This is a genomic window from Bacillus sp. FSL H8-0516, from assembly GCF_038635285.1.
GTDB classification, from domain to species: Bacteria; Bacillota; Bacilli; order Bacillales; family Bacillaceae; genus Bacillus; species Bacillus safensis.
The window spans coordinates 3,386,216-3,398,495 of sequence record NZ_CP152051.1; the positions used below are offsets into that span (position 1 = coordinate 3,386,216).

Genomic DNA, 12,280 nt, shown 5'->3' on the forward strand with positions numbered 1-12,280 from the left:
ATTCTATCGGCTTTATCTACGATCAGATTTTTTCTTTTCCCCCTATATTGTACACATTTGTCATCAAAAAAACAGCCAGCACGAATCTATCGTACTGGCTGCCTTTGTTGAGATCATTATAGTGCTTGAGCTGCTGTGATAAGCGCAAGGTTGTAAACGTCTTCGGCATTACAGCCTCTTGATAGATCGTTTACTGGCTGGTTTAAACCTTGAAGGATAGGACCTACAGCTTCAAAGTTACCTAAGCGCTGTGCAATTTTGTAGCCAATGTTTCCAGCTTCGAGGCTAGGGAAAACAAATACGCTGGCGTCGCCTTTGATGACGGAATCTGGCGCTTTTTTCGCTGCTACTGAAGGAACGAAAGCTGCATCGAATTGGAATTCTCCATCAAGTACAAGCTCAGGTGCCTTTTCTTTTGCAATGCGAACTGCTTCAGATACTTTTTCTGTTTCGTCTGATTTTGCTGAGCCTTTTGTAGAGAAGCTAAGCATTGCCACACGTGGTTCGATATCAAACATTTTTGCTGTGTTTGCACTTTCGATCGCAATTTCAGCTAGATCTTGGCTGTCTGGTGCAATGTTGATTGCGCAATCAGCAAACACATATTGCTCTTCGCCGCGAGCCATGATGAAGACGCCAGATGTTTTCTTTACGCCTTCTTTTGTTTTAATGATTTGAAGTGCTGGACGCACTGTGTCAGCAGTTGAGTGTGCCGCACCGCTCACAAGTCCGTCTGCAAGACCTTTATATACAAGCATTGTTCCGAAGTAGTTTTCATCCAGTAATGCTTTTCTTGCTTGCTCTTCTGTTGCTTTGCCTTTACGTCTTTCTACGAAAGCTTGTACAAGCTCTTCAAAACCTTCATATGTATGAGGATCATACACGTCAACACCATCAAGTGTAAGACCTAATTCTTTTGCTTTAGCTTCAACTTCTTGTTTTTTTCCTACCACAATTGGCTGCAATACTTTGCCATCTGCTAGTTTTTGAACGGCTGTTAGAATGCGTTCGTCCATTCCCTCAGGAAAAACGATCTTTACTCCTTTACCTGCAACCTTTTCCTGAACTGTTGAAAAAATATCTGCCACTTCAATACCCTCCTTGATTTTACAAAAAAAGCGTTCTCTTTTAAGCATACTCTTCTTCTACCTAAATTCAAACTACCAACTTATATTATAGCGCTTACAAATTAAATTCTTATTTTTCAAACTAATTTAATCAATTTTGAGAAAAGCTGTTTTTCTCGTTCAAGTTTTGATCACATCTCCATTTGGACAAACTATGTTATAGTTGGAACAGATGGAAAACTGTTAATAGGAGTGAAAGAAATGAGCGAACAACATACAACAAATGAAGCAGCTCAAACACTAGATGGCTGGTATGCGCTGCATGATTTTAGAACAATCGACTGGACAGCTTGGAAGCTGCTGACAAGTGATGAGCGCCAAGCCATCATTCATGAATTCACAGGTCTATTGGAAAAATGGAAGACAGCTGAGCAAGATAAAGCTGGAAGCCAAACAATCTATAGTATTGTCGGCCAAAAAGCAGATATTATGCTCATGATTTTACGTCCGACAATGGAAGAACTAGGTGAAATTGAACTCGAATTCAACAAGACACGACTAGCAGAGTTTACGATTCCAGCTTATTCGTATGTTTCAGTTGTTGAGCTCAGCAACTACTTAGCAGGAGGCGGCGATGGCGGTGATCCTTACGAGAACCCGCATGTACGTGCTCGCTTATATCCAGAGCTTCCTTCTTCTCAATACGTGTGCTTCTACCCAATGGATAAAAGACGTTCTGGCAATGACAACTGGTACATGCTTTCCATGGATGAGCGTAAATCTCTTATGAGAAGCCACGGTTTAATTGGCCGAAGCTATGCTGGAAAAGTAAAACAGATTATTACAGGTTCTGTTGGTTTTGATGATTATGAGTGGGGCGTTACCCTTTTCTCTGATGATGTGCTTCAATTTAAAAAATTGGTTTATGAAATGCGCTTTGATGAAGTCAGTGCACGCTACGGCGAATTTGGTTCCTTCTTTGTTGGAAACCGATTGGCAAACGAGCAGCTGGCGTCTTATTTCCATGTATGATAAACTCTTAAGGCTTCGGATCTCTCCGAAGCTTTTTTATGTATTTGTTTAGAAAGGTGATCACATCATGAAAAACTTCCCCATCGCTATTTTTGCGTTAACGCTCGGTGCGTTTTCGATTGGCATGACTGAATTTGTCATCATGGGACTTTTACCAAATGTCGCAAACGACCTTCATGTATCAATTTCTGCTTCAGGACAGCTGATTACTGGATATGCACTTGGTGTCGCAGTTGGCGGACCTATTTTAACGTTATCGACTGGAAAAATGTCGAGGAAACGTCTCCTCATTCTGTTAATGATTCTTTTCGTTGCAGGAAATGCTGCTGCCGCTGTCTCGACCTCTTATGGTCTATTAATGGCCGCGCGTATTTTAACGTCATTTGCTCATGGAACCTTCTTTGGCGTCGGAGCCATTATGGCTGCACGGCTTGTGCCTAGAGAGAAAAGCGCAAGCGCGATCAGCTTCATGTTTACAGGACTGACAGTTGCCAATGTACTCGGTGTGCCGTTCGGTACCTTTATCGGAAATCAATTCGGCTGGCGTATGTCTTTTCTAGTCATTGCCGTCATTGGTCTCATTTCCTTAATTGGTATCATCAGCTTAGTCCCAAATCAGTCGAAAGAAGAAGTACTCGATATTCGAAATGAAGTATCCGTTTTGAAAAAACCACAAGTACTCGTTTCCTTTGCAATGACCATCTTTGGTTTTGCTGGTGTATTTACAGCCTTTACGTATATCAGCCCAATCTTGCTGCTAGTCACTGGCTTTCAGGAAAATGGGGTGACGCTCATCCTTGTCCTATTTGGACTTGGGGTCACTATCGGGAATTTAGTTGGCGGAAAGCTTGCTGATTGGAGGCTGATGCCAAGTATTATGGTGACACTGATCCTGCTCATTGCTGTCCTGTTATTGTTTACAGTTACTTCCGAATTCAAAGTGCCTGCCGTGCTGACCATTTTTGTTTGGGGAATCATTTCATTTATTCTTGTTCCTACCTTGCAATACCGCACGATGAACATGGCACATGAAGCACCGACACTCGCATCGACGCTCAGCCATTCTGCCTTTAATATTGGGAATGCCGGCGGTGCAGCGCTTGGCGGTCTTGCTATCGAAATCACACATTTACAGCTTGTTCCGTTATTTGCTGCAGCTGTGACATTTATTGGTCTTATCATTACAATTATGAGCTATCAGTCAGATAGACGAACAAAAAGGACCTAAGTCAGGTCCTTTTTTATTTCACCACGGTCATTTTTGGCTCTTCTATTTGTTTCAAGCGTTCCTGAATTGGATGGGAAAAAGAGTGCTCTGACAAGACAATATGTGAGACAGTTTTTGTAAATCCAGATACTTCTTGAATAAAGGCTTCAATTTCTTCAAGAGAAGAAACTGACAGCTTAATGAAAAAGCAAGACTGCCCTGCCACTCGATAAGCAAAAAAGGCGCGTGGATGCTCATTCATAAAAGTCACAAAACGCTGATACTCCCCATTTAACACCGTAACTTCCAGCAGGCAGTCAATCAGAAGCCCTAATTTTTTATAATTGACCTGAACAGAATACCCTTCGATAATCCCTGCATCCTCTAATTTACGCACTCTTTCTGCTACCGCAGGTGCTGATAAATTCACTCGTTTGGACAATTCCCTCATGGATAAGCGGGCATCTTCTTTCAATTCATTTAAAATATGCACATCTACATCGGTGATTTTCATTCGTACCTCTCCTATCCAAAAATCGTTCCATTTGAAAAGTATTTTATGATAATACTTATGATGCGAAATGTAAAATAAAACTAAATAATGGTAGAATTTATTTTAACGGAATTGAATGAAAAAGCAAGTATGGAGGGATCACTTGATGAAAGAATCTTTAGACAGCCAGGCTTCTAAAACATTTCCCATCACACTTGCCATTGCACTCACACTTGGCGTTTTTGCGGCGGGATCGGAAGAGCTGGTGATTTCACCACTGCTGCCTGATTTATCAAACTCCTTTCAGCACTCTCTTGATGTTCTTGCTCTTTCCATCAGCATTTATGGGTTAGCTGTGCTGGTTGGAGCTCCGCTGCTCGTTCCTTTAGGGGACCGGTATTCAAGAGAGCTGTGTTTGATGATTGGGCTGTCTTTCTTTTTGATTGGAACAGTGATGTGTGCTGCTGCCCCAAATTTGGCCGTGTTTTTTGCAGGCCGTGCTATTTCTGGGCTGGCGACTGGTGTATTTGTGCCAACAGCCTATGCTCTCGTGGGCGACCGGGTTCCATATGAATATCGCGGCAAAGTGATGGGACTCATTGTATCGAGCTGGTCTCTTTCTCTTGTCCTTGGTGTGCCCATTGGCGCCTTTATTGGTCAAAGTTTGAACTGGCGCTGGACATTTTGGATTTTCGCCATGATGAGTCTCGTTGTCCTGCTGCTCGTCATCCTTGAATCTCGTAAACAAGTCGCAGCAGCTGATCCGAAGGCATCTCAAGCTAGGGAGAAATCAGGCTCTATATGGGGGGCTTTAAAAATCGACCGAGTCCCTGCCTATTTGACCGTGACATTTTGTAACATGCTTGGATTTTATGGCATGTACTCATTTTTAGGGGCTTACCTGCAAAGTCTGTTTTCCGGGGGTCAATCAACAGCTGGACTTCTGATCATGGCTTATGGCGTTGGTTTTTCCATGAGTATATTTACCGGGAAATTAGCTGATTGGTTTGGCAAAACACGCTCACTTTTCTTTGTGCTGGGCGGCATTACGCTCGTTCTTGCCTTACTTCCTTATGCACCGTTCTCATGGACATTGCTCATTTTCGCTTTATTTATTTGGGGTGCCATGCAAAGTTTATCCGTCACGCTTTTGAGCACCGTCCTGAGCGACTGCTCTCAAACCCACCGAGGCAAAGTGATGGCTTTTTACAGCCTTGCTTCCAATCTTGCCGTTATGCTTGGCTCCGCTCTGATGGGACCTGTTTATGTCCATTTCGGCTATCATACGGTAGGGCTTGTATGTGCACTCATTACGCTTGTTGGTTTTCTCATCAGCTTCGTCAGCTATAAACGCGAAAAAACTTTACAGCAGAAACATAAAAATACATTTGAAACGTGAGCTCATTTCACTGCACATCTTGATATGTGCAGTTTTTTAGATCAATTTTTAATATCATCATAAAATACATTTTTTATAAATTTTGTTGACAATTGCCAATTTTATTTTTTATAATCTAGTAAAAATTTGAAAAAGATTGGATGGTAAACATGATCTTAAAGAATGATGTTTTTCATTTCAAAGAAGAGCCCATCGTTTCACCTAAGATGTTTACAGTCAATACATTAGGCCCTAAGGGGACAAGCAGTGAATATGCAGCAAAACATTTCATCTCTCATTCCACCACTACACTCGGCACTCATACGAAACTATCCCTTTATGACACATTCGAAACTTGCATTGAACATACTCTCTCTAACGCACTCCAATACACTCTCGTTCCACACGCATACGAAGGAATTAAACACTTCTACATGAGACCTGACCTACAGCTTTTACAAATTTTCAGATGTGACACGCCCATGTATGGTTTGGCTGTCAGACCAGATTTCCCCTTTCAAGAACAAATGCTTCACCATTTAAAAATTGTTTCTCATCCTGCACCTGTGAATTTGATTCAATATTTTATTCATCAAAATGCTGAATTTGAGCTTGTCAATTCTACAAGTACAGCCGCACAAAAGGTAAGAGACGGCGAATTTGATTTCGCTTTAACCAATGAGGTGGCTAGAGCTACATACGGCCTCACCTTCATTCGAACATTTAAAAGCATTCCTATGAGCTGGTCTATATTCGGAAAAGGAGAGATGTAACATGACAACTGAACAAAAGGTGCAAGAATTATATTTTCCTCAAGCGAAAAAACGAGAATGGGATAATGGTGTCATCCAATATTCTACTGTCAGAGGCGATACGGAAGTGTTAATTTCATACGTCCCTCCTCACACGATCATCGAACCTCACGAGCATCCAGAAGCACAAATCGGCATCGTATTAAAAGGCGAGCTTCAAATGACGGTCGGCCAATCGACCCAATTGCTGACCCCATTAGAATCAGCCTATATTGCACCACCATTCGTTCCTCACGGCGCATCAAATCTGACAGATGAAGAAGTGATCGCCATTGATATTAAGAGATTAAAAGATGGCGAAGAATATACGGCTCCTCCTACTTATTTCTTAGACATTTTCAAAACGCGTGATTTACTTCCTGGCATGGAAGTGACTTTTTTTGTAGAGGACTGGATGGAGCTTATGATTGCCAACATTCCGGGAAATGGCGGGGAAATGCCTTTTCATAAGCACCGTAATGAACAAATCGGGATTTGTATTAGCGGTGGGTACGATATGACGATTGAAGGCTTTACAGAAAAGATGGAATTTGGCACGACCTACTTCTGTGATCCAAAAGAAGATCACGGCGCCATTAATCCAAAGCCAGAAGCATCAAAGTCTATTAATCTCTTCTTCCCTCCACGCTATAACCGCTTAAAGCCAAAAGCGTCTAAGGTGAAGAAATGAACATTGCCGGAAAAGTGGTCCTGATTACAGGAGGTGCGTCTGGGATTGGGCTTGCCGCCGTCAAGCTTTTCCTTGAGCACGGAGCAAAAGTAGCAGTTGCTGATATCAATGAAGATAGCGGTAAACAACTCGTTGAATCATTGCCTCATGAACATGCTGCGTTTTTCAAAACAGATATTACAAATGAGTCTGACTGTCAAAAAACCGTTCAATCCGTGCTGAGCCAATTCGGGACAATTGATGTTTTGATTAACAACGCAGGCATCGAAATTGTCTCACCTATTCACGAGATGACACTGGAGGATTGGAACCACATTCTACAGGTCAACCTGACTGGTGTATTTCTTATGAGTAAGTATACATTGCCCCATATGCTTGAAAAGAAAAGCGGAAGTATTATTAATACTGGATCTGTCGGAGGTCTCGTTGGCTGGCCTGACATTCCTGCATACAACGCAACAAAGGGCGGTGTCATCCAGCTCACCAAATCGATGGCGATCGACTATGCCGCTCATCAAATCAGGGTGAATTGTATCGCCCCAGGCATCATTGATACGCCATTAAATGAAAAATCCTTTTTAGACAATCATTCAGAAAGTCTTGAGGTTGTCAAAAAGGAAAAAGCAAAGGTGAATCCCTTGCTTCGTCTCGGAAAACCCGAAGAAATTGCGGGCGTGATGCTGTTTCTCGCCTCTGATCTATCCAGCTATATGACTGGAAGTGTTGTCACAGCAGATGGCGGATACACCGCTAGATAAAAAGGAGTGCTTTCATTGAGTAAAAAAACCGTACTTGTCATTGCTGACTTAGGAGGATGCCCTCCCCATATGTTTTATGAAAGCGTGGCAGCATCTTATCATATCGTTTCTTATATCCCGAGACCCTTTGCCATTACAAAGGGTCACGCTGAACTAATCGAAAAATACTCCATTGCCGTCATCAAAGATCGTGATTATTTTGAGACACACCCTTCTTTTGAACACCCTGATTCTATTTACTGGGCACATGATGATTATTTGAAATCAGAGGAAGAAGTGGTAGATGACCTAGTCCGTGTGGCTTCCTTTTTCAAAGCTGATGCCATTACCACCAATAATGAATTATTCATTGCACCAATGGCAAAAGCAGCTGAGCGGCTGGGGCTGCGCGGCGCTGGGGTAAAAGCAGCTGAAATGGCACGTGATAAAAGCCAAATGAGGGCTGCATTTAACGCTGCTGGTGTCAAAGCGGTGAAAACTCAGCCTGTCACGACTTTAGCTGATTTCCAGCAAGCTATTGAACATATCGGGACACCACTTATTTTAAAGCCTACATATTTAGCAAGCTCCATTGGTGTGACCCTTTTTCATGACAAAACCGGCAGTGATGATCTCTTTTTAAACGTACAATCCTACTTGCAAACAATTCCCGTCCCAAACGCTGTGACATATGAAGCACCATTTGTCGCTGAAACGTACTTAGAGGGCGCTTACGAGGATTGGTATCAGGAGGATGGCTATTCCGATTATGTCAGTGTAGAAGGGTTCGTCGTGGAGGGGGAATATATCCCTTTTGTCATTCATGACAAGACCCCTCAAATCGGTTTTACAGAAACGGCTCATATTACTCCTTCGATCCTAGACAATGAAGCCCAGCAAATCATCATTGAGGCAGCAAAGAAGGCAAATGAAGGGCTGGGCCTTGAAAACTGTGCGACTCATACAGAGATCAAACTCATGAAAAATCGAGAAACGGGACTGATCGAATCAGCAGCTAGATTTGCTGGCTGGAATATGATTCCGAATATCAAAAAAGTGTTTGGGGTGGATATGGCCAAGCTGCTGATCGATGTATTAGTCGATGGAAAAAAAGCGGCGCTGCCAAAAGAGCTGCTTTCTGGACATACGCATTATATTGCAGACTGCCATTTATACCCTCAGCATTTCAAAGAAAGCGGACACATACCGGCAGAGGCCACACATATCACCATTGATCATATCCATATTCCGCAGGATGCTTTAGTTGGAGATACTGTGATCGTCAATAAATCCGTCCCGTCCAAAGGCACCTTTGTCGATCTATCTTTATTTGAAGCCTTTAACGGCATCGTGTCGCTTGAGTTAAAAGGGTCATCCTCACAGGATGTTGCTGCATCCATCCGCAACTTACAGAAGCAAGCTGCTATTCATTTAATGGATGAATTAGTCAAGGGATAGAAAGAGAGGGTAACGTGGTGGAGATCTTACCATCTAACATGATTAAACGGCTGCCAGAACAGAAATTTGGAACCGTATTTGAGAAAATTGCGCAAAAAGCACAAAACGGAGCGAACATCATAAACCTGGGTCAGGGAAATCCCGATCTTCCTACTCCTGCACATATCGTAAGCGCCCTTCAAGAGGCAGCAGCCACTTTGCAATTTCAGCAATATGCACCTTTTAGAGGCTTCGACTTTTTCAAGCAAGCCATTGCAGATTTCTACAAAAAGGAGTTCGGCACTGAGATAGATCCACAGAAAGAAGTTGCTCTTTTCAATGGAGGGAAAACAGGCCTTTATGTCATGAGTCAGTGTCTGCTTGACCCTGGGGACGTTGCCCTCATCCCCGATCCAGGATACCCAGAATATCATTCTGGGATCTTGATGGCAGACGCTAAGCCCTACTGCATCAAACTTGAATCGAAAAATGGCTATTTTCCAAATCTCTCTTCAATTGATCCGGAGGTGATTAAAAAGGCAAAGGTTCTTTTCTTAAATTATCCGAATAACCCAACAGGTGCTGTGGCAAATGATGCATTTTTTGAAGAGGCTGCTGATTTTGCATCAGCTCACGGACTGCATGTCATTCATGATTTTGCCTATGGTTCATTTCATTATGAGCAAAAACCAGTAAGCTTTCTGAACGCTCCTCTTGGGAAAAGCGTAGGAGTGGAATTATATTCTCTATCCAAAACATTTAATATGGCAGGATGGAGAGTCGCTTTTGCTGTAGGTAATGAGGACATCATCCAAGCCATTAACGCCTTCCAAGATCATGTGTTTGTCAGTATGTATGGCGGATTTCAACAAGCCGCAACCGTCGCCTTGCAAAGTGATGACTGTCACATACAATCATTAAAAGAGGTCTACCTTGAACGAATTCACTTCTTCATCCGTCAGGCCGAAAAGCAGCTAGGATGGTCCATCGAACGTCCAGCTGGCGCCTTTTATTTATGGGCTCCCATCCCTGATGATTTTGAACATTCTCATGCATTTGCAGACTATTTACTCGAACATTCTGATGTTGTTGTCACGCCTGGGGGTGTGTTTGGAGCACATGGAAGCCGTCATGTCCGCATCTCAATGGTTGCTCCAATTGAACAGCTTGCCCTGTTTATCGACCGGCTTCGCATCCTTCCGATTCGCTTTAATCAAAAAACCCGCATATAGCGGGTTTTTTGATGTCATATACTTTTCATCGAACCACCATCGACGGATATTTGTTGTCCTGTAAGATAGGAGGCTTCCTCTGATGCGATAAAAGCGGCCAATGAAGCCATTTCACTAGCTGACCCCACTCTTTTCATTGGAATTCCTGACGCTACAGCCTGTACAGCTTCTTCCCTCGATAATGCCTGTTTACGCATCATGTTTCCGATAAATTGTTCATACCGATCTGTAGCTATAAATCCCGGATTTAAACAATTCACTGTGATCCCTGAAGGTGCAAGCTGTGTGGCAGCATTTTTACTAGCATTAATAATCGCTGCATTCATCATACTGTTCGTAAACATTTGGTCACCGGGCTCCTTCCATAGGTTCCCGACAATTTGAATGATCCGGCCATATTCATGTCGTTTCATCATCGCTGCCGCACGCTTCATCATATCAATGTACGCAATGGCTTTTTGAGAAAATGCTGCCATCATCTGCTCGCTGTCACATGAATCAAAAGTATCTGGCTTCCCCCCTGGAATGTTATTAATCAACACATCCAGTCTGCCAAACTCTTTTTCTATTTTCGTAAAAGCCTCAGCCCTCACTCCTTCATCTGACATGTCCCCACAGAAAAGAGCCACCGGCTCCTTTGTTTCTGCCATACGCCCAATGTGCTGCTGCGCTTCTTCTAGTGAGGATTGATTTCTAGAATTGATGATGATCTTTACATTGTCTTGAGCGGCAAGCTTTATGGCGATGGCCTTTCCAATCCCTGTACTTGCTCCTGTTACAAACGCAATTCTTTTAGACAAACTCATCCACATCCCTTTTCTTATCAGCTTAGTACATATACATAAAATGACACATATAGAATGTATTTCAACAAAAAAAGACCTTTCTCCTGCGAAAGGCCCCCGTTCTCTATTTAAATGTCGTTTCCCAATTAAACCCGATCGTTTCGTCATTCCAGGCGATTCTCTTTTCATCTGGGTTTTTCGGGTCATACGATTCTGTTGTGAAATACACAATTTGCAGCGGCGTCTCACCTAGTACACGGTAGCCATGCGCGACACCCTTTGGGATGAGAAGCAGCATCGGATTGTCTTCCCCCATATAATACACATCGGTTTGCCCCTTTGTGGGAGAGTCCTCACGCAAATCGTATAACACGACCTGTGCATGACCTGCCGGGAAGAACCAAACGTCGTCTTGTTTTTCATGATAATGAAAAGCTTTGATCACGCCTGGAAAGCTTTTCGACCATGACGCCTGACCAAAGCGTTTCAGCATCGGCTCATCATCTCGAATGAGCTCTGCAAAAAAGCCGCGGTCATCACAATGTTTCATGAGTTTTTTTGTTTGAACACCATCAATCATACTGTTGCCATCTCCCTTCTTTCTGCAAATATTCGTGAAGTGCATCCTTCCAATGCCTCGGCTGCCAGCCTGTGGCTTCAATCGCTTGAAGATCTAAGACAGAATAGGCTGGGCGTGGCGTTTGGAAGCCGTACTCTTCCGTGGAAATCGGCTCAATTGTAGCGGACAGGCCGCTTTTCATCACAATTTCTGACGCAAAATCAAACCAGGAACAGCTTTCTCGATTACTGACATGGTACACGCCTGCCTTCTGATCAAACAAATGAATCAAGGCCTCGGCTGCATCCTTTGTATAAGTAGGAGACCCTATTTGATCGTTCACAATGCGCAAATGATCCTTCGTTTCAGCGAGCCGAAGAATGGTATTCACAAAGTTATGCCCCTCATGTCCGTAGAGCCACGAGGTACGAATGATTTTCACTTCGTCTGACACAAGCTGAATCAATTCCTCACCAAGCTTTTTACTCTTTCCATAAATGGTTTGAGGATCTGCTTGTGCATCGACTTGGTAAGGGGTGTCCGCCTGCCCGTCAAACACATAATCTGTACTGACATGTAACACATCAGCGCCTGCGCGCTTTGCTTCCAGGGCTGTATAGTAGGCGCCAATGCCATTCACAAGATACGCCTTTTCGGTTTCTGTTTCACATTGATCAACAGATGTATAGGCTGCTGCACTGACAACAATATCAGGCTGATAGTGTCTCATCGCATGTCTAACTGCCTGCTGGTCTGTGATATTGAGCATGTTCCTCGTTAAGGCAATGACGGTCATGTCTTTTTCTTTGAGCTGTCTGCTCAATTCTTTCCCTAATTGGCCGCCTGCACCGGTGATTAAAACTTTCATCCG

13 protein-coding genes are annotated in these 12,280 nt (G+C 43.2%); 8 read left to right on the forward strand and 5 right to left on the reverse strand.

Features of this window, described 5'->3' with window-relative positions:
• Positions 1-116 precede the first annotated feature (116 nt).
• Positions 117-1,088, reverse strand: a complete 972-nt coding sequence (gene pta / locus MHB67_RS17240) for a phosphate acetyltransferase (RefSeq protein WP_024423792.1) — start codon at positions 1,086-1,088, stop codon at positions 117-119.
• Positions 1,089-1,328: 240 nt separating this feature from the next.
• Between pta and hemQ the strand changes: the two genes are divergently transcribed.
• Both hemQ and MHB67_RS17250 read left to right on the forward strand, forming a co-directional pair.
• A complete protein-coding gene (hemQ, locus tag MHB67_RS17245; protein WP_024423793.1) occupies positions 1,329-2,099 on the forward strand; it encodes a hydrogen peroxide-dependent heme synthase in 771 nt (256 codons plus the stop codon).
• Between the two features lie 67 nt (positions 2,100-2,166).
• Positions 2,167-3,327 (forward strand): MFS transporter, encoded by a 1,161-nt coding sequence (locus tag MHB67_RS17250; protein ID WP_342492668.1) that lies wholly within the window; start codon positions 2,167-2,169, stop codon positions 3,325-3,327.
• A gap of 13 nt (positions 3,328-3,340) precedes the next feature.
• Here MHB67_RS17250 and MHB67_RS17255 read toward each other — a convergent pair whose 3' ends face one another.
• On the reverse strand, positions 3,341-3,820 hold the full coding sequence (locus MHB67_RS17255; protein ID WP_283859714.1) for an Lrp/AsnC family transcriptional regulator: 480 nt from the start codon (positions 3,818-3,820) through the stop codon (positions 3,341-3,343).
• Between the two features lie 145 nt (positions 3,821-3,965).
• Between MHB67_RS17255 and MHB67_RS17260 the strand changes: the two genes are divergently transcribed.
• The 6 genes from MHB67_RS17260 to MHB67_RS17285 all read left to right on the forward strand — a co-directional run bounded on the left by MHB67_RS17260 (position 3,966) and on the right by MHB67_RS17285 (position 10,065).
• Complete coding sequence (locus MHB67_RS17260; RefSeq protein WP_133744441.1) at positions 3,966-5,198, forward strand: MFS transporter; 1,233 nt, start codon at positions 3,966-3,968, stop codon at positions 5,196-5,198.
• Positions 5,199-5,347: 149 nt separating this feature from the next.
• Positions 5,348-5,950, forward strand: a complete 603-nt coding sequence (locus MHB67_RS17265; RefSeq protein WP_024423797.1) for a bacilysin biosynthesis protein BacA — start codon at positions 5,348-5,350, stop codon at positions 5,948-5,950.
• A gap of 1 nt (position 5,951) precedes the next feature.
• The gene (locus MHB67_RS17270; protein WP_034281271.1) at positions 5,952-6,659 is read left to right on the forward strand and encodes a cupin domain-containing protein; all 708 of its coding nucleotides are present in this window, start codon (positions 5,952-5,954) and stop codon (positions 6,657-6,659) included.
• On the forward strand, positions 6,656-7,417 hold the full coding sequence (locus MHB67_RS17275) for a glucose 1-dehydrogenase (protein WP_024423798.1): 762 nt from the start codon (positions 6,656-6,658) through the stop codon (positions 7,415-7,417). Before MHB67_RS17270 ends, MHB67_RS17275 begins: the two co-directional genes overlap by 4 nt.
• A 15-nt stretch (positions 7,418-7,432) precedes the next feature.
• Entirely contained in the window at positions 7,433-8,854 is a 1,422-nt protein-coding gene (locus MHB67_RS17280; RefSeq protein WP_341082547.1) for an ATP-grasp domain-containing protein, read from the forward strand.
• 17 nt (positions 8,855-8,871) lie between these two features.
• Positions 8,872-10,065 (forward strand): pyridoxal phosphate-dependent aminotransferase, encoded by a 1,194-nt coding sequence (locus tag MHB67_RS17285; protein WP_342492669.1) that lies wholly within the window; start codon positions 8,872-8,874, stop codon positions 10,063-10,065.
• A 14-nt stretch (positions 10,066-10,079) separates the two neighbouring features.
• On the opposite strand, the gene MHB67_RS17290 is transcribed toward MHB67_RS17285, so the two are convergent.
• From MHB67_RS17290 to rfbD, 3 genes are all read right to left on the reverse strand, one after another.
• On the reverse strand, positions 10,080-10,871 hold the full coding sequence (locus MHB67_RS17290; RefSeq protein ID WP_269780168.1) for an SDR family oxidoreductase: 792 nt from the start codon (positions 10,869-10,871) through the stop codon (positions 10,080-10,082).
• A gap of 103 nt (positions 10,872-10,974) precedes the next feature.
• A complete protein-coding gene (locus MHB67_RS17295; RefSeq protein ID WP_024423802.1) occupies positions 10,975-11,430 on the reverse strand; it encodes a dTDP-4-dehydrorhamnose 3,5-epimerase family protein in 456 nt (151 codons plus the stop codon).
• On the reverse strand, positions 11,423-12,277 hold the full coding sequence (rfbD, locus tag MHB67_RS17300; protein WP_149126167.1) for a dTDP-4-dehydrorhamnose reductase: 855 nt from the start codon (positions 12,275-12,277) through the stop codon (positions 11,423-11,425). Before rfbD ends, MHB67_RS17295 begins: the two co-directional genes overlap by 8 nt.
• Positions 12,278-12,280: the final 3 nt, after the last annotated feature.

Excerpts from the sequence above, each read along its gene's own strand:
- MHB67_RS17295 (WP_024423802.1), bottom strand. The coding sequence starts at position 11,430 with ATGATTGATGGTGTTCAAACAAAAAAACTCATGAAACATTGTGATGAC.
- MHB67_RS17250 (WP_342492668.1), top strand. The coding sequence starts at position 2,167 with ATGAAAAACTTCCCCATCGCTATTTTTGCGTTAACGCTCGGTGCGTTT.
- MHB67_RS17270 (WP_034281271.1), top strand. The coding sequence starts at position 5,952 with ATGACAACTGAACAAAAGGTGCAAGAATTATATTTTCCTCAAGCGAAA.
- MHB67_RS17255 (WP_283859714.1), bottom strand. The coding sequence starts at position 3,820 with ATGAAAATCACCGATGTAGATGTGCATATTTTAAATGAATTGAAAGAA.
- MHB67_RS17290 (WP_269780168.1), bottom strand. The coding sequence starts at position 10,871 with ATGAGTTTGTCTAAAAGAATTGCGTTTGTAACAGGAGCAAGTACAGGG.
- MHB67_RS17265 (WP_024423797.1), top strand. The coding sequence starts at position 5,348 with ATGATCTTAAAGAATGATGTTTTTCATTTCAAAGAAGAGCCCATCGTT.
- hemQ (WP_024423793.1), top strand. The coding sequence starts at position 1,329 with ATGAGCGAACAACATACAACAAATGAAGCAGCTCAAACACTAGATGGC.
- rfbD (WP_149126167.1), bottom strand. The coding sequence starts at position 12,277 with ATGAAAGTTTTAATCACCGGTGCAGGCGGCCAATTAGGGAAAGAATTG.
- MHB67_RS17260 (WP_133744441.1), top strand. The coding sequence starts at position 3,966 with ATGAAAGAATCTTTAGACAGCCAGGCTTCTAAAACATTTCCCATCACA.
- MHB67_RS17275 (WP_024423798.1), top strand. The coding sequence starts at position 6,656 with ATGAACATTGCCGGAAAAGTGGTCCTGATTACAGGAGGTGCGTCTGGG.